This window comes from Thiocapsa imhoffii (assembly GCF_016583985.1).
Lineage (GTDB): Bacteria > Pseudomonadota > Gammaproteobacteria > Chromatiales > Chromatiaceae > Thiocapsa > Thiocapsa imhoffii.
This window is the reverse complement of sequence record NZ_NRSD01000022.1, coordinates 1-24,666: the sequence shown is the minus strand read 5'-3', so window position 1 is coordinate 24,666 and position 24,666 is coordinate 1. Positions and strand designations below refer to the sequence as shown.

The window sequence follows — 24,666 nt, the reverse complement described above, 5'->3', positions numbered from 1 at the left end:
CGGGCTACTCGGGTGGTCGGGGATTGAGGGGCTGGGATGAGGATCAGGGCATGGGATGCGGACTTCAATGAGAAGTCCGATCCGGGGACAAAGGCATCGCGCTGGTCAGACGTCTTCGGGCACTCAATCAGCGGCCACCGCCTGCTTCTCGAGACCGTCGTAGATCAGGAAGGGCTTGTTTTCGCCAGCGATCACCGAGGCATCGATCACGACCTTCCCAACCTGTTCCATCGAGGGTAGATCGTACATGATATCAAGCAGCACTTGCTCCATGATGGTCCGCAACCCGCGCGCTCCCGTCTTCCGTTCCATGGCCTTCACGGCAATCCCGCGCAGTGCGTCCTCGCGGAGTTCGAGTTCGACCCCCTCCATTTCGAATAGGCGCTGGTACTGCTTCACCAAGGCATGCTTCGGCTCGGTCAAGATGCGTACCAGTGCCGGCTCGTCGAGTTCTTCAAGGGTGGCCATGACCGGCAGACGACCGACGAACTCAGGGATCAAGCCATAGCGAATCAGATCCTCCGGCTCCACGGCGCTCAAGAGTTCACCAATTTGGCGTCGGTCATCCTGACTGTGAACCTCCGCTGAAAACCCGATTCCGGTCTTGCGCGAACGATTCTGGATAACGCGATCCAACCCGGCGAATGCGCCACCGACGATGAAGAGGATGTTCGAGGTGTCGACCTGCAGAAACTCTTGTTGCGGATGCTTACGTCCCCCTTGTGGAGGCACGGACGCAATCGTCCCTTCGATTAACTTGAGCAGGGCTTGTTGAACACCCTCGCCCGAGACGTCACGCGTGATGGATGGATTGTCTGACTTACGGGAAATCTTATCGATCTCATCGATGTAGACGATTCCGGTCTGCGCCTTCTCGACATCGTAGTCGCATTTCTGCAACAATTTTTGAATGATATTTTCGACGTCCTCGCCCACGTATCCCGCTTCGGTCAGGGTCGTTGCATCGGCAATCGTGAAGGGAACGTTGAGCAGCCGTGCCAGCGTCTCGGCAAGTAACGTCTTTCCCGAGCCGGTGGGCCCGATGAGGAGGATGTTGCTCTTGGCGATCTCGATGTCTTCCTTTGCCTCGGAGACCTCAAGTCGTTTGTAGTGGTTGTAGACCGCGACCGACAGGACCTTTTTCGCCTGCTCCTGTCCGATCACGAACTCATCGAGGCGCGCATTGATCTCACGCGGCTTGGGTAATCCGCTCGTCGCTTCACCGACGCTATCCTGCATCTCCTCGCGAATGATGTCGTTACAGAGTTCGACACATTCGTCACAGATGAAAACGGACGGACCAGCAATCAACTTGCGGACTTCGTGCTGGCTCTTGCCGCAGAAGGAGCAGTAGAGTAGTTTCCCGTCGTCGCCCTTACCGTGGCTATTTGCACTCATCGCAGTTGGGTCTCCGTGCGTTCGGTTGGATGCAGGGTGACAGGTGCCCTGGCGGAGCTGATTCCATCATAACGATTTGAGGTTGAATGGCAAGATCGGGACGCAGACCACGGCACTGCCACGGCCGAAACCGCAGCGACACATCCAGGCGCCACCAGGCGTCGCACTCGGTCGAGAGATGCCCTCACCCCATCCCAGCGTCGGGTCGCTGATGGTCCGAGGCCGCGCACCATCACGACCCGGGGCAACATCAGCTGGTGACGAATCCGGCCGCACCCTCACCGCCTGCTTCGCCTGACTGACGCGCAGGCACCCCGTGCGATCCCCCCGCCATCGCGGGCGTCATCTCAAGCCTTCTTCGGAGCTGGACCACGCTCGGTGATCACCTGGTCAATCAAGCCATAGGCGACGGCTTCCTCGCCACTCATGAAACGATCGCGCTCGGTATCATCGGCGATCTTCTCGATCGACTGACCAGTGTGATGGGCCAGGATTTGATTCAGCCGATCACGGATATAGAGGATCTCGCGGGCATGGATATCGATATCGCTCGCCTGCCCCTGGAAACCACCGAGCGGCTGATGGATCATCATCCGTGAATGCGGCAGACAAACCCGCTTCCCGGGTGCGCCACCTGCCAGCAAGAGTGCCCCCATACTGGCGGCTTGACCAATGCACATGGTGCTGACATCAGGACGAATGAAACGCATGGTGTCATAGATCGCCAGACCAGCGGTTACCGATCCTCCCGGCGAATTGATGTAGAGGTGGATGTCTTTGTCGGGATTCTCGGATTCGAGAAAGAGTAACTGCGCCACCACCAGATTCGCCATGTGATCCTCGACGGGACCCACCATGAAAATGACACGCTCCTTGAGCAAGCGTGAGTAGATATCAAACGAACGCTCACCACGCGCGGTCTGTTCAACCACGATGGGGACCAGGCCCAGCCCAGACGGCTCCCAGGTGGTGCGCATGGCGGTGTTGTTGTTCGTGTCGTTGATCATGTGATGAGACTCGCCTTTGAGGCAGAAGAGCTAGATTGTGTCAACAGGAAGGACCTGGGTCGTCTCGCACCTCGCGAGCGCGGCCGAACCCAAGAGCGCACCCGCGCCCACGCCGATGGACCCGGACGCATTGGGGTATCGGCATGCATGCCGACACCAGGCGCACGGGACACCGCGATGCTGGCGACCGCCGAATGGCTGAACCGGCTCGATTACGACGGGCTTTCGTTCTCCGTGAGCTGCGCGAAGGTGATGGCCGACTCTTCGAGCTGAACCTGTTCGAGGACCCAGGAGACTACCTGCTCCTCCAGCACCAGGCCTTCAATAGAGGCCATTGTTTGGGGGTCTTTGAGGAAGTACTCAAGCACGGCCTCTGGATGTTCGTAGGAGGCGGCATTCTCCGCAACCACGGCACGCACACGGTCAGGATCCGCCTGCAGACCCTGCTGCTTGACGATCTCCCCGACGATGAGTCCGAGCGACACCCGACGACGCGCCGGCTCGGCAAACATCTCAAGCGGAAGGTCCAGCTTCGCCTGACCCAATGTCTCGCGCATCTGATCGGCCATGGCGCGTTTCTCGGATTCGACCAGGACGCCCGGAATCTCGACCTCGTGTGCCTCAAGAAGCAGGTCCATCACCGCCTGCTTGCGACGACTCTCGAGGCGTCGGCGCATTTCGCGCTCCATGTTCGCGCGCACATCGGCCCGAAAGCGTGCTTGATCGCCATCCTCAACGCCATAGATCGCAAGGAAGTCGGCATCGACCTCGGGCAACTCGGAGCGCTCGACCTGCCCGACCGTCACCTCGAAACGCACGGGTTTCCCTGCAAGATGCTCGACATGGTAGGACTCTGGAAAGACCAGCTCGAGCGTTCGTTGCGAACCGGTCTCGGCTCCAACCAAACCCGCCTCGAAACCTGGAATCATCCGTCCAGAGCCCAGCTCCAGTATCACCTCTTGCCCAGATCCGCCCTCGAAGGGCTCGCCCTCGAGCGTCCCGGTGAAATTGATCGTTAGGCGGTCGCCAAGCTCGGCCGGTTGTTCCGTCACGACCCAGTTGGCGCGTTGGCGGCGCAGGGTCTCGATCATGGTCTCGACATCGGCCTCGGTGATCTCGCTGATCGGGGATTTCAACACCCGATCCGCAAGCGACACGATCTCGAACTCCGGCAGGATCTCGAAGACGGCGGTATATCCGATGCGCTGTTCCGCCAGATCGATACTGGGTTCGATCCGCGGCATCCCAGCGGGACGCAGGGATGTTTGCGCGACTGCCTCGGGAAAACTGCTCTCGACCATCTCGCCGAAAATTTCGCGGCGCACGGCCTCACCGTAGCGCTTGCGCAGCACCTGTATCGGAACCTTGCCCGGACGGAATCCCGGCAGACGCGCATTGCGGGACATCTCCTGCAAGCGCTTATCCACTTCCGAGGCGATCTGCTCGTAAGGCAGCTCAATGGTCAGCCGTCGCTCGAGCCCCTCTCCCGTCTCCACCGAAACCTGCATGTATCTCTCCCGCCGAACCCTGCTCTCCAGGGTCCGTTCGTTGCTGAATCCTAGCTTGGACGCACGGCCCAAACCCTCTCGAATCGAATCGCTGAATCGCGCTCGGATGTGGCGCGCATGCCGAGCAGCGCCATCAGCCGTACCCTTCTGACATCCGTGGCATGCCTGCGGTTGGGGCCGCGGCGCTCACGACATCAAGGGTGGCAGGCATCTCGGTCTGGTTCGCCCGTCGTGCGCGGATCAAAGGCGCAATAGTATAGCGCACAGCGATCCACCGCTGCTTAGATGACCTTGGAGAAACCGATTGGTCCCGTCTTGGTCGCCAGATAGGCATCGAAGGCCATGCAGATGTTCCGCACCAGTAGGCGACCACGCGGCAAGATCCGAATCTGTCGTGCGTCGACCTCAAGCAATCCATCGGCCGCCATTGCGCGGAGTTTCGTCATGGCGTCGGCGAAGTAGTCCTGAAAGTCGATCGCCCACTTGCGCTCGGCGGCGGGAATGTCGAGTTCAAAATGGCAGATTAACTGCGTGATCATGTCGCGCCGAATCAAGTCGTCTTGCGTCAACTCAATCCCACGGAAAACCGGTAAGCGTCCAGCGTCCAGATCCGCGTAGTACTCCTCAAGGCCACGGCGGTTTTGGCTGTAGGTGTTGTCGATCTTCCCGATCGAGGTCACGCCGAGACCGATCAGATCGCAGTCCGCATGGGTCGAGTAGCCCTGAAAATTGCGATAGAGCGTGCCGGCTTGTTGCGCACGCGCCAGCTCATCGTCGGGACGCGCGAAATGATCCATGCCGATGTAGACATATCCAGCCTGCGTCAATCGCTCGATCGTTGCTTGCAGGATGTCCAGCTTGACCTCAGGCGCCGGCAGCTCGGCCTCGTTAATGCGTCGCTGCGGTTTGAAACGATCTGGAAGATGTGCGTAATTGAAGATCGAGAGCCGTTCAGGGTCGACCGCAATGATGCGTTCGAGGGTGCGCGCAAAGCTCTCGGGACTCTGGAACGGCAGGCCGTAGATGAGGTCGATACTGATCGAGCGGAACCCCTCCGCGCGGGCCGCCTCCAGCACGGTCATCGTCTCTGCTTCGGTCTGGATCCGGTTGACGGCCGCTTGGACCTTGGGATCGAAATCCTGAACGCCCAAGCTCATCCGGTTGAATCCGAGACGACGCAGCAAGGCGATACTCGCGGCATCGGCCTCGCGCGGGTCGATCTCGATCGAGAATTCACCGCTCTCGTCACTCGCCAGCTCGAAGTGACCCCGCGTCACGTCCATTAACTCGGTCATCTGATCATGACTGAGAAACGTTGGCGTTCCCCCACCCCAGTGCAATTGCTCGACCACACGGGTGGTGTCGAAGAGTTCGGATTGGAGAGCCAGTTCCTGGTGGAGGCGCGCCAGATAAGGCGGTGCGAGCGAACGATCCTTGGTCGCAATCTTGTTGCAAGCGCAGTAGAAGCAGACCGTGTCGCAAAACGGAATATGAAAGTAGAGCGACAGTGGCCGGCCACTCTCATTGCTGCGCGCACAAGCCGCACGGTAGGCCTGCGTGTCGAAGGACTCGCTGAACTCGACCGCGGTCGGATAGGAGGTGTATCGCGGACCACTCTGGTCGTAGCGACGGATCAACTCCAGATCGAAAGAAATACCTTGCTCCACCGTTCAATCCTCCGGCCGGGCGGTTGACATCTCAGCCGCCCGGCCCTGTTCGTCACGCCGGTCTCAGGAATCATCCCCGCCAACAACGAGAGCGCGCCGATCGCTCTTATTGGTCTCGTTCGAGCGGGGCATGGCATGGAATGGAAGCTCGCCCGCAACGATGCTGGGGAGTTCCGTGAAGAAGAGGAGATCACCACCCCGATCAGGATGGCCTGCGACCTGCAGGACACCGCAGCGCGCCTGACGCTGCCCGCGAGGTCGGCCGATGCGCGCCGAGGAGGCTATCCGATCCTGCCTGACGGGCGCCCCACAGGCGCGCACGTCCTCGGCCGCGAACCGGACCCGGCTGGTCCAGGCGACAGCGTCCTCGCCCACCTCGGCGCGACAAGGACTCATCGCGCCGTTGCCTCCTCGAGCAATGTCAACTGCTGCTCCTCGAGTTGTTGGCGTGTTATCAGAACCACGCCCTCGCCACCACGCTCGAATTCAAGCCAGGTAAAGGGCACCTCGGGGAATCGCCGCTCGAGTTCGGCCGCGGCACTTCCTACCTCCAGGATCAAGATCCCATCATCGGTCAAATGAGCTGCCGCGTCGGCGAGAATCCGCACGATGAGATCGAGACCATCCTCGCCACCCCGCAAGCCCATGGCGGGCTCGCGATGATACTCGGGGGGAAGTGTGTCGAACTCCGCGGTTGCGACGTACGGCGGATTGGACACAATCACGTCATAACGCTCGTTGGGCAGATCGTTGAAGAGATCCGACTCGATGACGCGGATACGATCCTCCAACTGGTGGAACGCCACATTCCCTCGGGCGACCTCCAACGCCGCGGCGGACAGATCGACGAGATCAACATCCACATCGGGCATCTGCGCGGCGGCGGCGATGCCGATACAACCGCTCCCGCAACAGAGGTCAAGAACACGCCCAACGACATCCCCGTCCACCCACGGCTCGAACCCGGCCTCGACCAGTTCGGCGATTGGCGATCGCGGCACGAGAACATCCGGTGTGACCTGAAACTCCATTCCGGCGAACCAGGCTCGCCCGGTCAGGTATGCCGTCGGGATCCGCTCGGCGATCCGCTGCTCGACCAACTCGCAAACCCTGACGCGCTCGCTCGGTGTCAAACGGCATTCCCGAAACGCTGCGGGGATGTCAGGGTCGAGATGGACCGCACTCAGAACGAGTTGTGCCGCCTCATCGACTGCATTGTCGGTTCCATGCCCACAATAGACGCCAGCCGCATTGAAGCGACTTGCCCCCCAGCGGACAAAGTCTTGGATGGTAATCAAACCGTCTGGCTGCTCGGCCATAATCTGAAGTATTCGGTTGCACGCGTGAATGGATCAAGCGCTGCAGGATACCATTACCTCGACTGCCTGTTCAGCCCCGTCTGATCCATCGCGACCCGCTGCCGGGGCGAGCGCGACAAGGCGCGACTCGCGGCGGCGCACAACACTCTGCCGTACCTGACCTGTCGTGACGCCCGTTAGGCGGCGCGGCGCTTGGTGCCGGCCTCGAGCGCACCTGGACTGACCGTTGGTGCATCGGGCTTGGCCCGACCACGATCGACGAGATCCTGCAGTGAGATGTCGCTGAGGAACTGAAAGATCTCATCACTCAATTGATCCCAAAGATGGTGGGTCAAACAGCGCTGACCGTCACGGCAGTTCTCTCGTCCACCGCATCGCGTGAACTCCACCCACTCATCGACCGCACAGATGATGTTTGCAATCGAGATCTCCGCGGCTGCCCGGCCGAGATAGTAGCCTCCGCCCGGGCCACGCACGCCCCGGACCAGTTTCTTCTGACGCAGCGCGGCGAAGAGTTGTTCGAGGTAGGAGAGCGAAATCCCCTGATTCACCGAGATGTCCGCGAGTGTCACGGGCCCCTGACCGGAGTGCAGCGCGAGGTCGAGCATTGCGGTCACCGCGTACCTGCCTTTCGTCGATAGTCTCATCGTCGGATGCCTGGGAGATGATGAATTGGCGGGCAACCCGGATCACACGGCTTTGCCCAGTGTCACCAAGTTAAGTAGTCAACAATTTTCACTTTTCAACCTGGAACAAGCACGTCGAGGGAACAGTCTCGTCGTCCTGGGGCGAAGAATCCTGTGGTGGAAGGCGTTCAGTGTGCGCTGGCGTGCCGGGTTTCGCAGAACAGCCGCTGCTGCCGGCAATCACGGCGAACTCGGTGCCAGACCCGCGCCGCGGGACCTGAGCGCACTAGGGGCAGATGGGCGCGCGCGCGACGGCCGAACGGCGCGCCCGCGCGCCTGTTTCGAAGCGGTGGCCTTGGAGCAGGCAGTACGTCAGCCACTTCCCGATGAAGAGATTCGCTTGCCATTTCAAGGCCAGCGCCGAGGACTGATTCTGACCACGCACGGGGAGGGTTCGTTGACGCAGATCGATCACTTCGATCTGACGTGCATCGTGGTAGACGCGCAAGCGCGCATCGGGGTCCGGGTGCCGCTGACCCGCGCTCGCAAACCGATAGGTGAGCCGAACGGACGTGGTGAAACGCGCCTGCTCCTCGATCTCGAGGTAGAGCGCAGGACCATCCGGGATGCACGACATGGCGTGACCGGACCGCGCCGCCAGATCAGGGATGAGACGCACCAAACGAGCGTAGTTTTCCTCGCAAAGACTCATGAGAGCGCCGACGTTCGGCTGCCCCGTCAGAATGCAGGAGATCGCCCGCGGATGGTCGGCACGCTGCATCGATCAGACGCTTCGCGAGCGGCGGCAAGCGTGACGCTATGCCTGCCCCTTGGACTGCTCGGCGATCTGCCGTTTCACATCCGCCATGTCCAGCTCGCCAGCCTTGCCGAGCAGATCGCGAAACTGTGCCTCGGGTAGCGCACCAGCCTGGGAGAAGATGATGATCTGATCGCGGAAGATCATCAGGGTCGGGATCGAACGAATATTGAAGTGACCCGCGATGGACTGCTGATCCTCGGTATTGACCTTGGCAAAGACGACCTCCGCGAGGTCATTGGAGACCTTTTCGAAAACCGGCGCGAAGGATCGGCAGGGACCGCACCAGGGCGCCCAAAAGTCGACGACAACAAAGGCGTTGTCCTGAATGGTCTGTTCGAAATTCGTCTGATCGAGTTCGATGACGGCCATGATGATGATCCTGCTCGGGTTGATTGCACATGAGTTTATCAGATCTCGTGCCCAGATTCAGATGTGCGCCTGGACCGGAGCCAATCCGCCGGTACCACGGCACCCTGGCTCCGGCGCGTGCCCCCGGCGCATCACGGTCCAGGTGACGCAAGGTTGGCGGCAAACCGACATCGGGTCGCGACACTCGTCGCAGTGTCATGATGTGGTCCAGATCGCCCCCACCCAACCCGCGCCGGCACCCGCGGCGGCGCTCGGATTCAGCTTGCAAGTGCGGTCATGACCGAGCCAGCGTCGTCTCTGGCGGGGCCGGCAACCACTCACCGGCCACCCCGGAGCCTCACAGGACCAGATCGTCGCGGCGATGCGGTTGCCGCAGGGTCAGGAGGCGGTCATCCGCGAGAGGATGGTGTCGCGGATCGCCTCGACAGGGCCTGTTCCCTGAACCTTGATATAACGCGGCGCACCCTCGCCCCCTTGCTCGGCCCAAGTCGAGTAGTAGCTGATGAGTGGTTCGGTCTGCTCGTGATAGACCCGCAAGCGCTCTTTGACCGTCTCCTCGCGATCATCGTCGCGCTGGATCAGCGGCTCACCCGTCTTGTCATCTTTCCCCTCTTCCCGTGGTGGGTTGAAGGTCACATGATAGGTCCGACCGGACGCCGGATGGACACGCCGCCCGGCCATCCGCAGGATGATCTGCTCATCCGGAACATCAATCTCCACCACGACATCGATCCCGACACCGGCCGCTTTCAAGGCGTCGGCCTGGCCCAGGGTGCGCGGGAACCCGTCGAACAGATAGCCCGCCTGACAATCGTCCTCGCGGATCCGCTCCCGCACCATTCCCATGATGATGTCATCGGAGACCAGGCCGCCCGCATCCATGATCTTCTTGGCGGCTTGACCGAGCTCGGTCTGTGCCTTGACGTGTGCCCGCAACATGTCGCCGGTCGAAATTTGCGGAATTTTGAAATGGTCCTTGATGAAACCGGCTTGAGTGCCCTTACCCGCCCCCGGACCGCCTAGCAATATGACGCGCATGGTCGCTTCCTTCAGTGGTGATGATGCGATGGTTGTGATGAATCGATGACGGGGGATGCCGGCCCCGGAGCAGCGGCCGCGCATCCCCGACGTCTAGGCCATCCAGTGGCCCTAAGGTCCCAACACCGCGAACGGATCACCGCTCGGCGATGAGCATACTCAACATGAGGTGGTTGAGACGCGCGACGAAGGCCGCGGGGTCCTCCAGCTGGCCACCTTCGGCGAGCTGCGCCTGATCGAGCAGAATCAAGGCCAAATCCGCGAAACGATCCTCGCGCGTCTCGGCCTCGAGACGCTTCACCAGCGGATGGTCGAGATTGACCTCCAGTGTCGGTTTGCTCGTCGGCGCGGACTGCCCCACGGCCTTGAGCACCCGCGCGAGATGCGCACTCATCTCATGCTCACCGACCACCAGACAGGCTGGCGAATCGACCAGGCGAGTGCTCGGCTTAACCGCCTCGACCCGCTCACCCAGGCTGTTCTTCAACCGTTCCAGCAGGGTTCCATGCTCAGCGGCGGCCTTCTCCTTGTGTTCTTTTTCCTGCTCATCGGCCAAGTCCCCCAGATCGAGGTCGCCCTTGGCAACCGATTGCAGCGACTTGCCCTTGTAGTCGTTCAGATGGCTCACGAGCCATTCATCGACCCGATCGGACAGTAACAGCACCTCAATACCTTTCTTGCGGAAGACCTCCAGATGGGGGCTGTGACGTGCCGCGGCCGGGCTGTCAGCGGTAATGTAGTAGACCTTATCCTGCCCGTCCTTCATCCGCTCGAGATAGCCATCGAGTGATTCGCGTTGCGCATCGCCGTCGCTGTGCGTGGTGGCAAATCGCAGCAAGCCCGCGATCCGCTCGCGGTTGGCGAAGTCCTCGGCGGGACCCTCTTTGAGGACGCGACCGAACTCGTCCCAGAAGGTGTGATAGGTCTCAGGATCATCCTTCGCGAGACTCTCCAAGAGACCGAGCACCCGCTTGGTGTTGGCTTGGCGGATGGTGTCGATCTTCCGGTTGTGCTGGAGGATCTCACGCGAGACATTCAACGGGAGATCATCGGAGTCGACCACGCCTTTGACGAAGCGTAGATAGTGCGGCAGCAACTTGTCGGCTTCATCCATGATGAAGACGCGCCGGACGTAGAGCTTGACACCATGCTTGGGATCGCGCTCCCAGAGGTCCCAGGGCGCGCGTTTGGGCACGAACAGCAGCGTGGTGTACTCGTTGGTACCCTCGACCCGATTGTGCGCATAGGCGAGCGGTGCCTCGAAATCGTGCGCGACATGTTTGTAGAAGTCGTGGTATTCCTCTTCAGTGATGTCGGATTTATTCCGCATCCAGAGCGCCGTGCCTCGGTTGACCTGCTCGTACTCGACCGCCGGCTCCGGCTCCTGCTGCTCACCCTCGTCGAAGCGTTCCTTGCGCATCTCCACCGGGAGGGCGAGATGATCGGAGAATTTCCCGATGATTCCGCGCAGGCGCCAAGCATCCAGAAATTCCGTCTCGTCCTCCTTCAGATGCAGGATGACATCGGTGCCCCGCCCGGCCTTCTCGACCGTCTCGAGCGAGAAGGTCCCGCGGCCATCCGACTCCCAGCGCACGCCATGTTCCGAACCCAAGCCAGCACGCCGCGAGACCAGCGTGACCTTATCGGCCACGATGAAGGCGGAGTAGAAGCCAACGCCGAATTGGCCGATCAGTTGGCTATCCTTGGCCTGATCGCCGGAGAGGGCCTCGACAAAGCGACGGGTTCCCGAGCTGGCGATACTGCCGATCGTGTCGATCACCTCTTGGCGCGCAAGTCCGATGCCATTATCGGAGACCGTCAGGGTGCCGGCCTCGCGATCGACCTCCACGCGGATCCGCAACTGGCTATCACCTTCGTAGAGACCATCGTCGCTCAGCGCCTCGAAGCGCAGTTTCTCGGCTGCGTCGGAGGCATTGGAAATCAACTCGCGCAAAAAGATCTCTTTGTTCGAGTAGAGGGAACGGATGACGAGATCCAGTACTTGACTGACTTCCGCTTTGAAGTCCAGGGTTTCTTTATGCGCTTCCACGGTCATATTTGCTGATCACCTCAATTCATCAGGTCGCAGGGATTCATCGGCTGCGTCGGTTGGCACCCGGCGCGATGCCCATCCTCACCTGATCGCAAGGATGCGCACCGAGCCACAGGGCATACGGTATTGTCGCATGCACTCTCGGGGATACAATGCCATGGTTTGCAGAGACCCGCTCCATATCGGGTCGGCCACCACCGTCTGGCACCACCCCAGCACCCGCGCCCGTCGCCACGCGCAGCCCGCCGAATGCAGTGTTCGGCCACGTCTCGCATCGGGTCAAATGCTGGCAGGTGCTCGCCATATCAATACACTTCAAGGGGTTGAAGATGCAGCCGCACGTCATCGCGACAACGCCATTCCAGGGGCAACGCCCCGGCACCTCGGGCCTGCGTAAGAAAGTCGGGGTGTTCCAGCAACCCCACTATCTGGAGAATTTCGTTCAAGCGATCTTCGACACCCAGACCGAACTCAGCGGCGGCACCTTGGTCCTAGGCGGTGATGGACGCTTCTACAACCGTGAGGCGATCCAAGTCATCCTGCGTCTGGCCGCGGCCAATGGCGTTAAACGCACCCTGGTGGGGCGCGGAGGGATCCTCTCGACTCCGGCCGCCTCGTGCGTCATCCGCAAATACCGCGCGCAAGGCGGCATCATCCTATCGGCGAGCCACAATCCGGGTGGCCCCGACGGTGATTTTGGAATCAAGTTCAACACCGCCAACGGCGGGCCGGCACCGGAGGCGGTCACCGAGGCGATCCATGCGCGGACGCTCGTGCTTGAGCAATACCGCATGCTGACCGCCCCGACACTTGATCTCGACACATTGGGGACGACCCGCATCGGTGACATGGCGGTCGAGATCTTCGATTCGATCGCCGACTATGCCGAGCTAATGGAATCGCTCTTCGACTTCAACGCGATCCACCAACTGTTCAACTCGGGCCATTTCCAGATGCGCTTCGACGCCATGCATGCCGTCACGGGGCCCTATGCCAAGGCCATCATCGAGCAGCGCCTCGGGGCTGCGCCCGGAACGGTCATGAATGGCGAGGCGCTGGAGGATTTTGGCGGCGGACATCCCGATCCCAATCTGGCGCATGCCAAGGCACTCGTCGCACTCACCGAAGGGCCTGATGCATTGGATTTCGGCGCGGCCTCGGACGGCGATGGCGACCGCAACATGATCCTTGGGAAGCACTGCTTCGTCACCCCGAGTGACAGCCTCGCGGTGCTCGCCGCAAATGCCCATCTGGTCCCGGGATACCGCTCAGGCATCCGCGGCATCGCCCGGTCCATGCCCACCAGCCAGGCTGCCGACCGTGTTGCCGAACAGCTCGGGGTCGAGTGTTTTGAAACTCCGACCGGCTGGAAATTCTTTGGCAACTTGCTCGATGCCGGGCGCATCACACTGTGCGGGGAGGAAAGTTTCGGGACCGGCTCCGATCACGTTCGCGAAAAAGACGGTTTGTGGGCCGTTCTGTTCTGGTTGAACCTGCTCGCCGCACGCCAGCAGTCCGTTGCCGAGATCCTCAGTGAGCATTGGCGCCGCTTCGGACGGAATGTCTACACCCGCCATGACTACGAGGCCGTGGACGCGACCGCCGCCGGGGGGCTGTTATCCCACCTGCGGATCCTCTTACCCGAACTCCCCGGCCGCCGCCTGGGCGATCAGGTCGTCGCCCTCGCCGATGACTTCGCCTACACCGACCCCATCGATGGCAGCCGTTCGCTCCAACAGGGCATCCGGATTGGCTTCGAGAGTGGCGCACGCATCGTCTATCGGCTCTCCGGCACGGGGACCGAAGGGGCAACGTTACGCGTATATCTCGAACGCTATGAGCCGGATCCCGCGCGCCATCAACTCCCCACGGACGAGGTCATGCGCCCCCTCGTTCTCATCGCACGTGAACTCGCGCAGATCGAGGAACGGACTGGGCGCGCTGAGCCCGACGTGATCACCTGACCAGAGCGGGGGCCTGCACGAACCGGGGCTGATGACAGGAGGGCGTGACCGAGACCGAGGTCATCCCTCGGGTGCTCGGCAACCGCCCGACGAGCACGCGTCGAGGTGTTAGGGGAGGGGTTCGAGAGAACAGGATGCGCGCCTGCGGCGCCCCTCAGTCGTTCAATGAGATCCTGGAGGCCGATCATCGGGATCGGCGTCCATGTCGGGGCTCGCTTGCCTGGTGCCGGTGTCCTCGTCCTCGTCCATGAGGATCCGGCGCCCATCCCCATCGAGATCATCGTATTGACCGGTCCGGGTCGCCCAGAAGAGGACAGCCACCGCGGCGAGTCCGAGCACGAGCATGCCCGGTATGAGTCCGTAGATCACGTCCATCGCAACACCCCACAGCCATCATCAAGAGTTACCCGGCATCACACGTGGTTCGACGCCGTTCACCGAGTCGGGACGGGGGGACGCCGTGTCAGGTCGCAGCCGCTCGCCATCACGCGCCGCGAGGGCACGAATCCGCGCTGAGTTCCCGATCACGGCCAGCGAGCTGAGCGGCATCGAAATGGCCGCGATCAGCGGCGTGATGACCGCCGCCATCGCCAGTGGAACCATGATGAGATTGTAGACAACCGAGATGCCGATATTTTGCCGGATCGTACGCAGCGTTCGGCGCGACAGTTCAGCGGCCTCCTCGACCCGACTGAGTTCGCTTGACATCAGCACGATATCAGCACTGGCGATCGAGACATCCGTTCCGCTACCCATCGCAATGCCCACGTCGGCGCGCACCAATGCGGGGGCATCGTTCACCCCGTCACCGACCATGGCCACGCGATGACCATCGCGTTGGAGTTCACGGATCACCCGATCCTTGTCCTCCGGGAGGACCTCGGCGATCACCTCGACCTCACCTGCCGGGCTGCTCAACTGACGCGCAATCGCCTCCGCCGCGCTCAAGCGATCGCCACTGAGCAGCGTCACCCGCAGGCCTCGCTGCCGCATCCGCGCAATGACCGCCCGCGCATCCGCGCGCACGGGATCTTCAATCACGAATCGGAAGACTTCGACACCATCCATCGCGCAATGCACGACGCTGCCGTGCGCCTCCGGAGGCGCGGACTCCTCCCACGGCATCACCCCGTTGGCGACTAACCAAGCGCGCGTCCCCGCAAGCACCTCGATCCCATCGACCACGCCCTTGACCCCCTGACCGGGCGCTACGGTGACGTCCTCGGCACGAACCGGTCTGCGCGTGATCGCAGCGTCATCACAAAAATTCAGAATGGCTGCCGCAACCGGATGCTCCGACAGCCGCTCCAGATCCTGGAGCCGTTGCAACCCCACACGGACTGCCGCAGGCAGACCAGCGGCGAGATCCTGCGCGGTCCGCCAGTCATGCCGCGCGCTCGCCCAGGCCGTGACCGTGGGCCGACCGACCGTGAGTGTCCCGGTCTTGTCGAAAACGAAATGGTCGATCGAGGACAGACGTTCTAGGACCGCGCCATTTTTGATCAGGATGCCACGTGACGCACCCAATCCCGTTGCCACGGCGACCGCCATCGGCGTTGCCATGCCAAAGGCGCACGGGCAGGTGATGATGAGTACCGCGGTGGCGGCCATCACGGCGACCTCGAGGTCAATCCGCATCCACCAGAGCAAGGTCAGGGTCGCCAAGCCCAGGGTCGCGGCAACGAACCAGGGCACGATCCGGTCGGCCAACCGCTGGATCGGAGCCTTGCTTGCCTGCGCATCCTCCACCAGGCGAATGATGCGCCCGAGCGCCGTCTCACGCAGCAGTGCTGTAATCCGGATCGTCAACACCCCGAGCCCATTGATGGTGCCGGCCACGACCTGATCGCCCAGCCGTTTCTCCACGGGCCGCGACTCGCCGGTCAACATGGATTCGTCGACGCTGCCGCCTCCGGCGATGACCTCGCCATCAACCGGAATGCGCTCACCCGCCCGGACCAGGACCCGCTCGCCGACCCGCAGTGCCCGGACCGGGACAATGGACTCCTGCCCTGTCGCCGCATCGCCGTCAGCGAGACGGGTCGCCACCTTTGGCTGCAGGTCGAGCAGACGCTGCGTCGAGGCCACGGCCCGACGCCGTGAAATCGCCTCAAGATATCGTCCGACCAGAATCACGAACAGGAAATTTACCACCGTGTCCCAATAGACATCGCCGATCCCTGAGAGACCAAGCGTGACATAGAGGGAGTAGCAATAGGTCGTGGTGACCCCGATCGCGATGGGCAAATCCATACTGAGATGGCCCGAGCGCAACCCGAACCAGGCCCCACGAAAGAACGGCGCACCGGAGTAGATGAGCGTTGGGGTGGCGATCGCAAAGCCGAGCCATTGAAACAGGCCGCGGAACTCGCCTCGATCCGCGCCAGCATAGAGCGCGATCGAGATCCACATCAGGTTCATCATGGCGAACCCAGCCCAGGCCATGCGGTAGAGCATGGCGCGATTCTGGCGTCCGATCGCGCCCTCGGCCGATTCCGGATCGAACGGCGCGGCCGCATAACCCAGATCGGCGAGACGGCGCAGGATCCGAGAGAGCCGCAGTCGCCGTTGGTCCCAGCGCACCCGCAACCGTCGCCCGGTCAGATTCACCCGCGCCTCCTCGACCCCGGGCATGGCGTCAAGACCTTTTTCAATCAGCCAGACACATGCGGCGCAGTGAATGCCCTCGACCAGCAAGTGGATTTCGCGGACCTCCGCGTCCGTGTCCGTGAACTCCTCTTGCACGGCGTCTAGATCGTAGAGCGCAAGATCCTTGGGGGGTTCAGGCGGGGGGCCGAAGACCTCGCCCTCTGGTGTGCGCCGATAGAAGCCCTCCAGCCCCGCCGCATGGATGGCCTCGCACACCGATTTGCAGCCGTGACAGCAAAATTCACGTGTCTGCCCGGCAACCCAGGCCACCTCGCGCGCGTCGGCGGTGACCGGCAGACCACAGTGGAAACAACGCGCCTCGGCGCCCGCCATCCCAGGGGCGCTGCGAGTGGTCTCGCCATGCGTCATGTCAGGGCCGGATGACGCTGATCCGTTCGCCAATACTGTATTCCTCATCCTCGACGGTGACCGCGACCAGGGTGTCCCACACCCCGATCAGCGGGAAAGAGGTCAGCGCGACATATCGCCCCGTTCCCTCCTTGACCATGGTGACCGAGAAATCCCGCGCCACGTCAGAGGGACGATAGGCATAGAAGGTCGCCTCATCGACATCCACCGGCTGTCCAGCCCGATCGACCAAGACCAGTCGTATCGGCGTCTCAACGCCCGCCATCAAGGGCTGGGGGATATCCGCTCGCATCAACCAACCGGGGTCTCGGAGTTGTCGTGAAACGATCGTTTGTTCGAACTCCTGACCGCGCTCGTAATAATTTGCATTGACGAGACCAGGGTTCGTCATAAAGGCCAGATAGATGAAGATCGCATTGACGCTCAGGACGATGACCAGCGCCGCGATCACCGCCAACACCCATGGGTTGCGCAATGCGGATGTCGGATTCGCAACCCCCTCGGAATGAACCTGCATGACTCGTTTCCCCTTTGTTCAATCGATGACCTCCAGGTGCCTTGACGCCGCCTCAACGAGACAGCCACCGCGCTGGACACCTGGGTCTTCGGCACTTTCGGTCTAAGGCCGAGGTGCGATGAAAACGCTCTCGCGCTCCGCTGTCACCTGGACTCCATTGGGTCGGGTTGCCTCGGCGTGGAAGATGACGGGCTGGCGCTCGCCTTGCAGTGCCGCACGCGGAACCCTGATGAACACCGTCGTCGAGCTCACCCCACCGGGCGCGGCCATGATCTCCTCATCGGCCCCGACGAGCGTAAAGGTCTCGAGCCCACTAGCACTGATCCGCACCGCGAGGTCTTCAGGCATCTTGTTGAGGATCTTCAGGGTGTATCGATTCTGAATCGAACCGTCGCTGAGTCGCACGTACAAGGGCGCACGCTCGTGCAAGACCTTTAAATCGATCGCGGCTAGGGTAGAGAAACCATAGAAGATGCCAGCAAGTGCCACCGTCATGATGGCGGTGTAGACCCACACCCGTGGACGCAACAACAGCGCCTTTGGTGGTCGACCTTCAAATTCTTCGAGTGACGCATAGCGAATCAGCCCACGCGGACGGCCCACTTTGTCCATCACCTGATCGCAGGCATCGATACAGAGCGCGCAGGTGATGCAGCCTTCCTGTTGGCCGTTGCGGATATCCACCCCGGTCGGGCAGACCGCCACGCACTGATTGCAGTCGACACAGTCACCCGCCTCCCGGTTTTGCGTTGATTCACCACGTTTAACCCGCCCGCGCGGCTCGCCACGGCCCACGTCGTAGGCGGGAACGATGGTCGTACTGTCGAGCATAACCCCTTGAATCCTTGCATAGGGGCACAGCCAGAAGCAGGTTTGCTCGCGCAGGAAACCGGCCAGCACATAGGTCCCGACGGTAAAGAGCGCAACCGTGATATAGGCCGCGGAATTGGCTTGGCCGAGGAAGAAACGTCCCCACAGGCTGGGGGCATCGGCGAACCAGGCAACGAAGCTGAATCCGGTCATGAAACCGATGAGAATCCACAATCCATGCTTCGTCGCCTTGATGCGGACCTTGGTGAGGTCAAGCGGCGCCTGATCCAGTTTCCGACGTTGCGCTGGGCTGCCCTCGAGTTTCTCCTCGATCCAGGTGAAGACGTCGGTCCAGACCGTTTGGAAACAGAAGAATCCGCACCAGACACGACCAACCAAGGCCGTCACGACGGCCAACATGATCGCGAAGAAGAGCAGGAGGAGGGATAACATCCAAAAATCCTGCGGCAAGACGGTCGCGCCAAACAGGTGATACTGGCGATTCGGGATGTCGAACAACACCGCTTGGCGATCGTCCCAGCGCACATAGGGACCGAGAAAGTAGATCAGCCAGATCGATGCGGCCGCCCACTTGATGGTGCGCCACCGCCCGGCCATGCGTTTGGCATGGATGGTCGTGCCGCCCGTGTTGACATGCCAATGGTCCGCCTCGGCGTAGAGATCCTCGACCGAGGACGGAGGAACTGCAGAATTCGTATTCACTGACCATCTCCATCAAAAGCCCGTGGCAATTGCCGATGGCCACCACGAACCTCTGGTGCCACCCGCCGCGCCAACCACTGGCTGGGGAGGGTCGGAGCGGACGCCAACGCGCACTGGGCGAGGGCCGTAGCCGACCGACCCCACAGCGGGGGACGCGAACCCGCTCTCGCCGTGACACGCCGACCAAGCAATACTGAACCAGGGATAGCTTACGCCCAATTCGCGTGTTTAGCCATGCCCGAACAATCACTCAAGTCATTGTTTATAAAGTTTTACTTCATAAAAAAAGGGGGATCTCCGATCCCCCTTGCGGTGACACGACGCGTTGACCGAAGTCGTTATTGCTGATTGTTCTTATGCGCTTCCGCATCCCGGTTCATCAGGGTAATGACCTTGTAGACGAGAAAGACAATGATGATGATCGAAATCGCAACCATCGCAATCGACATCAAGGTCACGAGATCCCAGGTCAGTCCTCCGGTCATGTCAGCCTCCTCCAGCCTTTTCTCGATGTGATCGACGCAACGTCCTCATGATTCCATGGCGCCCAAGCGGTCGTCGCGACGTCTCGGTCTGTTCGGGACAGTCAAACCCAGTTGAGGTCGGACCCTCACTCGGCATCCGCGTTGAGCGATTCGTGACCGCTCAACGCGGTGAGACATCGATCAACTCCCTCCGCCGAGTTGATGGACGTAGATCGCAAGCTTCTTGATATCCTCGGGGCTCAGCTTACGCACCTCCACATCGTCAACACGCGCCACGGTTCCAAACGCAGGCATCACGGCGTCGCGGGTCTGGGGAACCCCCTGCTGATTGACGCCATAGAGGATGGTGTGACGCGCGCTCTCATACCCACCCGGCTCGAAACGCCAGATTCCGTCGGTCAGATTGGCCGCACCCACCGTGACGATCTCGCCATCGGGCAAGGTTGCGAGGACCCCATCCGCAGCCTCACCGTGACAGGCATTACAGGCTTTCGCTCGGTAGAGATCCCAGCCCTCGGCACTGCCCTCACCCCCTTCAGCGAGTTCCACCACCCAGGTCGACAGCGCATCCACCTCAGCCTCTGTCAGCAGGTCGGCGTGCGCGGTCATTGCGCCACGACGTCCGTTCGTAATGGATTCCTTGATCCGTGCGATCGAACCGCCGTAGAGCCAATCGTCGTCGGCCAGCACCGGATAACTCGGATTGCCCTGCCCGCCACTGCCGTGGCAAGCCGCGCAATAGTCACCATAGAGGACTTTCGCCGACGCGAGGGTGTATTGCAGCAAGCCCGGGTCTGCGATGATCTCCTCGGCACTGAGGTTTGCGATCTGCTCCTCGAACGGGGCACGCCGCGCCTCGACTTGCGCCACGCGCCGTTCAAACTCCTGGATCTGCGTCCAACCGAGGAGGCCTGGTGTCGCCTGCTGCCCGATGGGCCAACTCGGATACAGCGTGGTGTAGACAACAACGAAGAGTAGGGACAGCCAAAATCCGATCATCCACCAACGCGGCGGCGGATTGGACAGCTCTCGCAGGTTGTCATCCCAGACATGCCCGGTGTTGTTCTCACCAGGAAAGGGGTTATTTTCGGCCATGTGAGTCTCCGTTGTGCTCTTTGTCCTCTTCGAATGGGATGTGCTTCATCGCCTCGAGCTTCTCCCGATTCTTCGGACGAAAGACGTAGAAGTAGGCACCGACCATGAGCAGGAAGATGACGACGGTGAGGATCGTGCCGATCCAGTCGTTCGTCGTCATCGCCTGCCAGTCGGTCTGCAAGTATTCGCTGAGCCTACTCACGGTATGTCTTGGACTCGTCGAGCGCGACCATGGTGCCGAGGACCTGCATATAGGCCACCAGCGCATCCATCTCGGTCTTGCCTTCGACCAAGGCGGCGGCAGTCACGATATCAGCGTCCGCATAGGGCACCCCGATGATCTGGAGACCGCGCATGTGTCGTTGCATCCTCCGGCCGTTGACATATTTATCATCGAGCCACGGATAACCCGGCATGACCGATTCGGGGACTAACGAACGCGGCTCACGCATGTGTTGACGCTGCCACTCATCGGAATACTTCCCACCGACACGGGCCAGATCAGGACCGGTTCGCTTCGACCCCCATTGGAAGGGATGGTCGAACATCGACTCCGAAGCGAGCGAGAAATGGCCATAGCGGTCACGCTCGTCACGGAAGGGACGAATCATCTGCGAATGACAGAGATAACACCCCTCACGTTGATAGATGTCACGCCCCGCCAGCTCGAGCGCCGTATAGGGACGAACGCCTTCACCAACCTTCCAGTTCCACTGCTCGCGTCCGTTGTCATCCACGGTCACAATCGGGACCTGGCCAGCTTTGTCCCAAACGATCTCGGGATGCCGGTTGTGCTCCATGGTGTTCTTCATGGTGAAGAGCGGAACGATCTCCACGATGCCACCCACGGATAACACCAGGGCGGTCACGATCAGGAGGCCCCAGATGTTGACCTCCATCCATTCCTGAAAGGACTTCGGTTTCGTTTTCTTGTCAGCCATGCTCTGGTTACTCCTGGGGGTCACGCCGGCGCGGGCACCGCGCGCGCCTGCTTGAGGCTACCTTCAGACACGGATTTGCGCACCGTCATCAGGATGTTGAAGAGCATCACGATGGCACCGAAGAGGAAGATGGCTCCTCCAACCGTGCGCATGGCATAGTAGGGATGCATGGCGTCGACCGATTCAACGAAGGTATAGGCCAAGGTCCCGTACTCGTCGTACGCGCGCCACATCAGCCCCTGCATGATGCCGGACACCCACATGGCGACGATGTAGATCACCGTTCCAATGGTTGCTGTCCAGAAATGGAAGTTGATCAAGCGCACGGAGTACATCTCGGTGTGATAGAGACGCGTCATCAGATGGTAGATGGCGCCGATCGAGATCCCCGCCACCCAACCCAGGGCTCCGGAGTGCACGTGGCCGATGGTCCAATCGGTGTAGTGCGACAGGGCATTGACGGTCTTCAGTGACATGACCGGGCCTTCGAAGGTGGACATGGCGTAGAAGGCGAGTGCAATGATCAGGAAGCGCAACACATAGTCCGTGCGCAGACGATCCCAAGCCCCGGACAAGGTCATCATGCCATTCACCGCGCCACCCCAGGACGGAATGATCATCGCAATCGAGACGGCCGCCCCGAGCGAGCCGGTCCAGTCCGGGAGCGCCGTGTATTGAAGATGGTGCGCGCCGAGCCAAACGTAGCCGAACATCAGGGCCCAGAAATGGATGACCGACAGGCGGTAGGAGTAAATCGGCCGGCCCGCCTGCTTCGGCACGAAGTAGTACATGATCCCAAGGAAACCCGCCGTCAGGTAGAACCCAACCGCGTTGTGGCCCCACCACCACTGGATCATCGCGTCCTGGACGCCCGAGAATATGGAGTAGGACTTGAAGAGCCCGACCGGAATCGCCAGGCTATTGACCACATGCAGGTAGACGATCATGACCATCATGCCGAGGAAGAACCAATTCGACACATAGATGTGTGACGACTTCCTGATTGCGATCGTCATGATGAAATTGATGGTGAAGGATAACCACACAACCGCGATCAAGATGTCGATCGGCCATTCGAGTTCCGCGTACTCTTTGGATTGCGTGAACCCCAGCGGCAGGGTGATGACCGCCAAAGCGATGACGGCGTTCCAACCCCAGAAGGTGAACCAGGCCATCTTGTCACTCCACAGGCGCACACCACAGGTGCGTTGGACCGTGTAGAAGGCCGTGGCCATGAGGGTACAGCCGCCGAAGGCGAAAATAACGGCGTTGGTGTGAACCGGACGCAGGCGTCCGAAGGAGATGTAGGGATTATCGAAGTTGAGCGCTGGCCAGGCCAGCTCGGCTGCGATATAGACCCCGACGGCTGCGCCCACCACCAGGTAGACGACGGCCATGATCGTGAACCAGCGTACAACATCGAAGCTGTACTTGCGTTCAAGACTGGCTTCCATAGACCCTCCCCAAAAACGTCGGGAAAACAACAAGGATGATAAGGCGATCCGGCCGTCTTGTAATGTGACTCCCACGCGCGCTTGCGCGAACGCCATATCACTGGATCACGCCCTCAAAGTCAACTGAAGACGATGTGATCTGACCGAGAGCGTGGGTGATATCGCACGACAAACCCTGATCTAGGTCAAGTCGGCGGAGTGATCGCTGACGACCGACATGCGGACGTTACTTGAAGAAGGCGTCGAGAGAAAACCCTTCTTTTTCCAGGATTTCACGCAGTCGCCGCAAGGCATCCATCTGGATCTGGCGAACCCGCTCCCGCGTCACGCCCAATTCCTGGGCGACCTTCTCGAGCGTCGCATGCTCATATCCGTGCAAACCGAAACGCCGCTCCACGACCTCGCGCTGTTTGGCGTTCAATTTCGCCAACCACAGATCGAGATTGGTCTGGATATCGGCATCCTGGATCCGATCCGCCGGATCGTCGGCCGCTTCGTCCTGCAGCATGTCGACGAGCGGGCGGTCGATATCCTTACTGAACGGGATGTCGACCGAGGCAACGCGCTCGTTGAGTCCCAGCATGCGCTTCACCTCACCGATCGGACGGTGAAGCAACTGGGCGATATCCTCGCTGGTGGGCTCGTGATCGAGTTGCTGCGAGAGTTGGCGCGCGGCCTTGAGATAGATGTTGATCTCCTTGACCACATGGATGGGCAAACGAACCGTGCGGGTCTGATTCATGATCGCCCGCTCGATCGTCTGCCGAATCCACCAGGTCGCATAGGTCGAAAAGCGAAAGCCGCGCTCGGGGTCGAATTTCTCGACGGCACGAATCAGACCGAGATTCCCCTCCTCGATCAGATCCAGCAGGGGAAGGCCCCGGTTGAGGTAACGGCGGGCGATCTTCACAACCAGGCGCAAGTTGCAGACGATCATGCGCTGTCGTGCCCGGTTATCGCCGCTTTGCGCCAGGCGCGCGAGCTCGATCTCCTCCTCGGCAGTCAGCAGTTTTGATTCGCCGATTTCGTTGAGGTACAGGCGCGTCGCATCGAAATCGACATCACTCGACTTTAAGCGATGCGCGACCAGATCCACGCTCTTCGCGTCGGCCAGTTCGATGGCGTCGACGGCAATGTCGGGATCCGCATGGATCTCCACATCCGCGTCGTCGGAACCCGCGTCGCTCTCCTCGACGTCTAAGTCATCGGGATCATCGGGGTCATCGGGATCATCGGGTTCGCTCGGGTCGAGCGCCTCGCCTCGCTCATCCTCATCGAATTCGCTCGCGATGGCATCGTCTCCCGGCTCTCTGGCATCCGCGCTGGCCATCCACAGTCCCCTCCGTTAGGGCGAGCGAGGTCATGATCGCGACGGCAGATAGCGTAGAGGATCGACCGCTGTTCCGTCCCGGCGGATCTCGAAATGCAGGAGGTAGCCACCACCTCCAACGGCCTGTCCGACTTCCGCAACCGCTTGTCCGCGCTTAACCTGATCCCCCTCGGCAACGAGTAGCCTACTGTTGAACCCATAGACACTCAGATACTGGTCGTTATGCTTGACGATGATAAGGTTGCCGTAGCCCGTGAGTCCACCACCGCTATAGACCACCTGTCCGTCCCCCACGGCCGTCACGGTCTGCCCCGCCCGGCCCCGAATCCGAATCCCCTGCCGAGTGCGATCGCTGGCATTGAACGGTTGCACGACTGCTCCCGGCAGCGGCCACGCCCAGGTCAGACCAGGCGCCGCCGCGGCCGGCGCTGGACGACGGCTCGATGCCGGAGCCGCCGGGGGGGCAGGTGAGGCCACGGGCGTTGTAGTGCGTTGTACTGGGGGGGGTACGGTCGATCGCGGCG

Annotated in this window: 23 protein-coding genes; 1 reads left to right on the top strand and 22 read right to left on the bottom strand. The window is 61.1% G+C overall.

From position 1 onward, the window contains the following. Positions 1-123: 123 nt before the first annotated feature. The 11 genes from clpX to htpG all read right to left on the bottom strand — a co-directional run bounded on the left by clpX (position 124) and on the right by htpG (position 11,808). A complete protein-coding gene (clpX, locus tag CKO25_RS16545) occupies positions 124-1,398 on the bottom strand; it encodes an ATP-dependent Clp protease ATP-binding subunit ClpX (RefSeq protein WP_200389058.1) in 1,275 nt (424 codons plus the stop codon). Positions 1,399-1,745: 347 nt separating this feature from the next. Then, positions 1,746-2,405, bottom strand: coding sequence for an ATP-dependent Clp endopeptidase proteolytic subunit ClpP (gene clpP / locus CKO25_RS16540; RefSeq protein WP_276569041.1), 660 nt, complete (start codon positions 2,403-2,405; stop codon positions 1,746-1,748). A 212-nt stretch (positions 2,406-2,617) separates the two neighbouring features. Then, positions 2,618-3,913, bottom strand: a complete 1,296-nt coding sequence (tig, locus tag CKO25_RS16535; protein WP_200389057.1) for a trigger factor — start codon at positions 3,911-3,913, stop codon at positions 2,618-2,620. A gap of 281 nt (positions 3,914-4,194) precedes the next feature. Further along, on the bottom strand, positions 4,195-5,580 hold the full coding sequence (gene hemN, locus CKO25_RS16530) for an oxygen-independent coproporphyrinogen III oxidase (RefSeq protein ID WP_200389056.1): 1,386 nt from the start codon (positions 5,578-5,580) through the stop codon (positions 4,195-4,197). Positions 5,581-5,643: 63 nt separating this feature from the next. Continuing rightward, entirely contained in the window at positions 5,644-5,976 is a 333-nt protein-coding gene (locus tag CKO25_RS16525; RefSeq protein WP_200389055.1) for a hypothetical protein, read from the bottom strand. Continuing rightward, entirely contained in the window at positions 5,973-6,899 is a 927-nt protein-coding gene (prmB, locus tag CKO25_RS16520; protein ID WP_200389054.1) for a 50S ribosomal protein L3 N(5)-glutamine methyltransferase, read from the bottom strand. The genes CKO25_RS16525 and prmB overlap by 4 nt, the downstream gene beginning before the upstream one ends. A gap of 176 nt (positions 6,900-7,075) precedes the next feature. Continuing rightward, the gene (locus CKO25_RS16515) at positions 7,076-7,546 is read right to left on the bottom strand and encodes an Rrf2 family transcriptional regulator (RefSeq protein WP_200389053.1); all 471 of its coding nucleotides are present in this window, start codon (positions 7,544-7,546) and stop codon (positions 7,076-7,078) included. Between the two features lie 265 nt (positions 7,547-7,811). Then, entirely contained in the window at positions 7,812-8,306 is a 495-nt protein-coding gene (locus CKO25_RS16510) for a DUF1249 domain-containing protein (RefSeq protein ID WP_200389052.1), read from the bottom strand. A 36-nt stretch (positions 8,307-8,342) separates the two neighbouring features. Further along, the gene (gene trxA, locus CKO25_RS16505) at positions 8,343-8,714 is read right to left on the bottom strand and encodes a thioredoxin (RefSeq protein WP_200389051.1); all 372 of its coding nucleotides are present in this window, start codon (positions 8,712-8,714) and stop codon (positions 8,343-8,345) included. Between the two features lie 378 nt (positions 8,715-9,092). Next, a complete protein-coding gene (gene adk / locus CKO25_RS16500; RefSeq protein WP_200389050.1) occupies positions 9,093-9,752 on the bottom strand; it encodes an adenylate kinase in 660 nt (219 codons plus the stop codon). A 136-nt stretch (positions 9,753-9,888) separates the two neighbouring features. After that, complete coding sequence (gene htpG, locus CKO25_RS16495; protein ID WP_200389049.1) at positions 9,889-11,808, bottom strand: molecular chaperone HtpG; 1,920 nt, start codon at positions 11,806-11,808, stop codon at positions 9,889-9,891. Positions 11,809-12,134: 326 nt separating this feature from the next. Here htpG and CKO25_RS16490 point away from each other — a divergent pair, with 326 nt between their 5' ends. Further along, positions 12,135-13,769 carry an alpha-D-glucose phosphate-specific phosphoglucomutase gene (locus CKO25_RS16490; protein ID WP_200389048.1) on the top strand — a complete coding sequence of 545 codons (1,635 nt, stop codon included), beginning with the start codon at positions 12,135-12,137 and terminating at the stop codon, positions 13,767-13,769. 162 nt (positions 13,770-13,931) lie between these two features. Here the strand turns inward: CKO25_RS16490 and ccoS are convergent, their stop codons facing one another. The 11 genes from ccoS to CKO25_RS16435 all read right to left on the bottom strand — a co-directional run bounded on the left by ccoS (position 13,932) and on the right by CKO25_RS16435 (position 24,514). Next, positions 13,932-14,144: a cbb3-type cytochrome oxidase assembly protein CcoS gene (gene ccoS / locus CKO25_RS16485; protein ID WP_200389047.1), complete on the bottom strand. Its 213-nt coding sequence runs from the start codon at positions 14,142-14,144 to the stop codon at positions 13,932-13,934. 21 nt (positions 14,145-14,165) lie between these two features. Next, complete coding sequence (locus tag CKO25_RS16480; protein ID WP_242467677.1) at positions 14,166-16,787, bottom strand: heavy metal translocating P-type ATPase; 2,622 nt, start codon at positions 16,785-16,787, stop codon at positions 14,166-14,168. A gap of 1 nt (position 16,788) precedes the next feature. After that, a complete protein-coding gene (locus CKO25_RS16475; RefSeq protein ID WP_200389046.1) occupies positions 16,789-17,304 on the bottom strand; it encodes a FixH family protein in 516 nt (171 codons plus the stop codon). Between the two features lie 102 nt (positions 17,305-17,406). After that, positions 17,407-18,837, bottom strand: coding sequence for a cytochrome c oxidase accessory protein CcoG (gene ccoG, locus CKO25_RS16470; protein WP_338115154.1), 1,431 nt, complete (start codon positions 18,835-18,837; stop codon positions 17,407-17,409). 338 nt (positions 18,838-19,175) lie between these two features. After that, positions 19,176-19,322, bottom strand: a complete 147-nt coding sequence (locus tag CKO25_RS16465; protein WP_200389045.1) for a hypothetical protein — start codon at positions 19,320-19,322, stop codon at positions 19,176-19,178. A gap of 180 nt (positions 19,323-19,502) precedes the next feature. Continuing rightward, positions 19,503-20,417, bottom strand: a complete 915-nt coding sequence (ccoP, locus tag CKO25_RS16460) for a cytochrome-c oxidase, cbb3-type subunit III (protein ID WP_200389044.1) — start codon at positions 20,415-20,417, stop codon at positions 19,503-19,505. After that, complete coding sequence (locus tag CKO25_RS16455) at positions 20,404-20,619, bottom strand: CcoQ/FixQ family Cbb3-type cytochrome c oxidase assembly chaperone (protein ID WP_200389043.1); 216 nt, start codon at positions 20,617-20,619, stop codon at positions 20,404-20,406. Before CKO25_RS16455 ends, ccoP begins: the two co-directional genes overlap by 14 nt. After that, entirely contained in the window at positions 20,612-21,358 is a 747-nt protein-coding gene (gene ccoO / locus CKO25_RS16450; protein WP_200389042.1) for a cytochrome-c oxidase, cbb3-type subunit II, read from the bottom strand. Before ccoO ends, CKO25_RS16455 begins: the two co-directional genes overlap by 8 nt. 20 nt (positions 21,359-21,378) lie before the next feature. Beyond that, positions 21,379-22,812 (bottom strand): cytochrome-c oxidase, cbb3-type subunit I, encoded by a 1,434-nt coding sequence (gene ccoN, locus CKO25_RS16445; protein ID WP_200389041.1) that lies wholly within the window; start codon positions 22,810-22,812, stop codon positions 21,379-21,381. 226 nt (positions 22,813-23,038) lie between these two features. Further along, positions 23,039-24,142 carry an RNA polymerase sigma factor RpoS gene (gene rpoS, locus CKO25_RS16440; protein WP_200389040.1) on the bottom strand — a complete coding sequence of 368 codons (1,104 nt, stop codon included), beginning with the start codon at positions 24,140-24,142 and terminating at the stop codon, positions 23,039-23,041. A 30-nt stretch (positions 24,143-24,172) separates the two neighbouring features. Then, the gene (locus tag CKO25_RS16435) at positions 24,173-24,514 is read right to left on the bottom strand and encodes a murein hydrolase activator EnvC family protein (RefSeq protein ID WP_338115153.1); all 342 of its coding nucleotides are present in this window, start codon (positions 24,512-24,514) and stop codon (positions 24,173-24,175) included. Positions 24,515-24,666: the final 152 nt, after the last annotated feature.

Excerpts from the sequence above, each read along its gene's own strand:
- clpX (WP_200389058.1), bottom strand. The coding sequence starts at position 1,398 with ATGAGTGCAAATAGCCACGGTAAGGGCGACGACGGGAAACTACTCTAC.
- clpP (WP_276569041.1), bottom strand. The coding sequence starts at position 2,405 with ATGATCAACGACACGAACAACAACACCGCCATGCGCACCACCTGGGAG.
- tig (WP_200389057.1), bottom strand. The coding sequence starts at position 3,913 with ATGCAGGTTTCGGTGGAGACGGGAGAGGGGCTCGAGCGACGGCTGACC.
- CKO25_RS16525 (WP_200389055.1), bottom strand. The coding sequence starts at position 5,976 with ATGAGTCCTTGTCGCGCCGAGGTGGGCGAGGACGCTGTCGCCTGGACC.
- prmB (WP_200389054.1), bottom strand. The coding sequence starts at position 6,899 with ATGGCCGAGCAGCCAGACGGTTTGATTACCATCCAAGACTTTGTCCGC.
- CKO25_RS16515 (WP_200389053.1), bottom strand. The coding sequence starts at position 7,546 with ATGAGACTATCGACGAAAGGCAGGTACGCGGTGACCGCAATGCTCGAC.
- CKO25_RS16510 (WP_200389052.1), bottom strand. The coding sequence starts at position 8,306 with ATGCAGCGTGCCGACCATCCGCGGGCGATCTCCTGCATTCTGACGGGG.
- trxA (WP_200389051.1), bottom strand. The coding sequence starts at position 8,714 with ATGGCCGTCATCGAACTCGATCAGACGAATTTCGAACAGACCATTCAG.
- adk (WP_200389050.1), bottom strand. The coding sequence starts at position 9,752 with ATGCGCGTCATATTGCTAGGCGGTCCGGGGGCGGGTAAGGGCACTCAA.
- htpG (WP_200389049.1), bottom strand. The coding sequence starts at position 11,808 with ATGACCGTGGAAGCGCATAAAGAAACCCTGGACTTCAAAGCGGAAGTC.
- CKO25_RS16490 (WP_200389048.1), top strand. The coding sequence starts at position 12,135 with ATGCAGCCGCACGTCATCGCGACAACGCCATTCCAGGGGCAACGCCCC.
- ccoS (WP_200389047.1), bottom strand. The coding sequence starts at position 14,144 with ATGGACGTGATCTACGGACTCATACCGGGCATGCTCGTGCTCGGACTC.
- CKO25_RS16480 (WP_242467677.1), bottom strand. The coding sequence starts at position 16,787 with ATGACGCATGGCGAGACCACTCGCAGCGCCCCTGGGATGGCGGGCGCC.
- CKO25_RS16475 (WP_200389046.1), bottom strand. The coding sequence starts at position 17,304 with ATGCAGGTTCATTCCGAGGGGGTTGCGAATCCGACATCCGCATTGCGC.
- CKO25_RS16465 (WP_200389045.1), bottom strand. The coding sequence starts at position 19,322 with ATGACCGGAGGACTGACCTGGGATCTCGTGACCTTGATGTCGATTGCG.
- ccoP (WP_200389044.1), bottom strand. The coding sequence starts at position 20,417 with ATGGCCGAAAATAACCCCTTTCCTGGTGAGAACAACACCGGGCATGTC.
- ccoO (WP_200389042.1), bottom strand. The coding sequence starts at position 21,358 with ATGGCTGACAAGAAAACGAAACCGAAGTCCTTTCAGGAATGGATGGAG.
- ccoN (WP_200389041.1), bottom strand. The coding sequence starts at position 22,812 with ATGGAAGCCAGTCTTGAACGCAAGTACAGCTTCGATGTTGTACGCTGG.
- rpoS (WP_200389040.1), bottom strand. The coding sequence starts at position 24,142 with ATGGCCAGCGCGGATGCCAGAGAGCCGGGAGACGATGCCATCGCGAGC.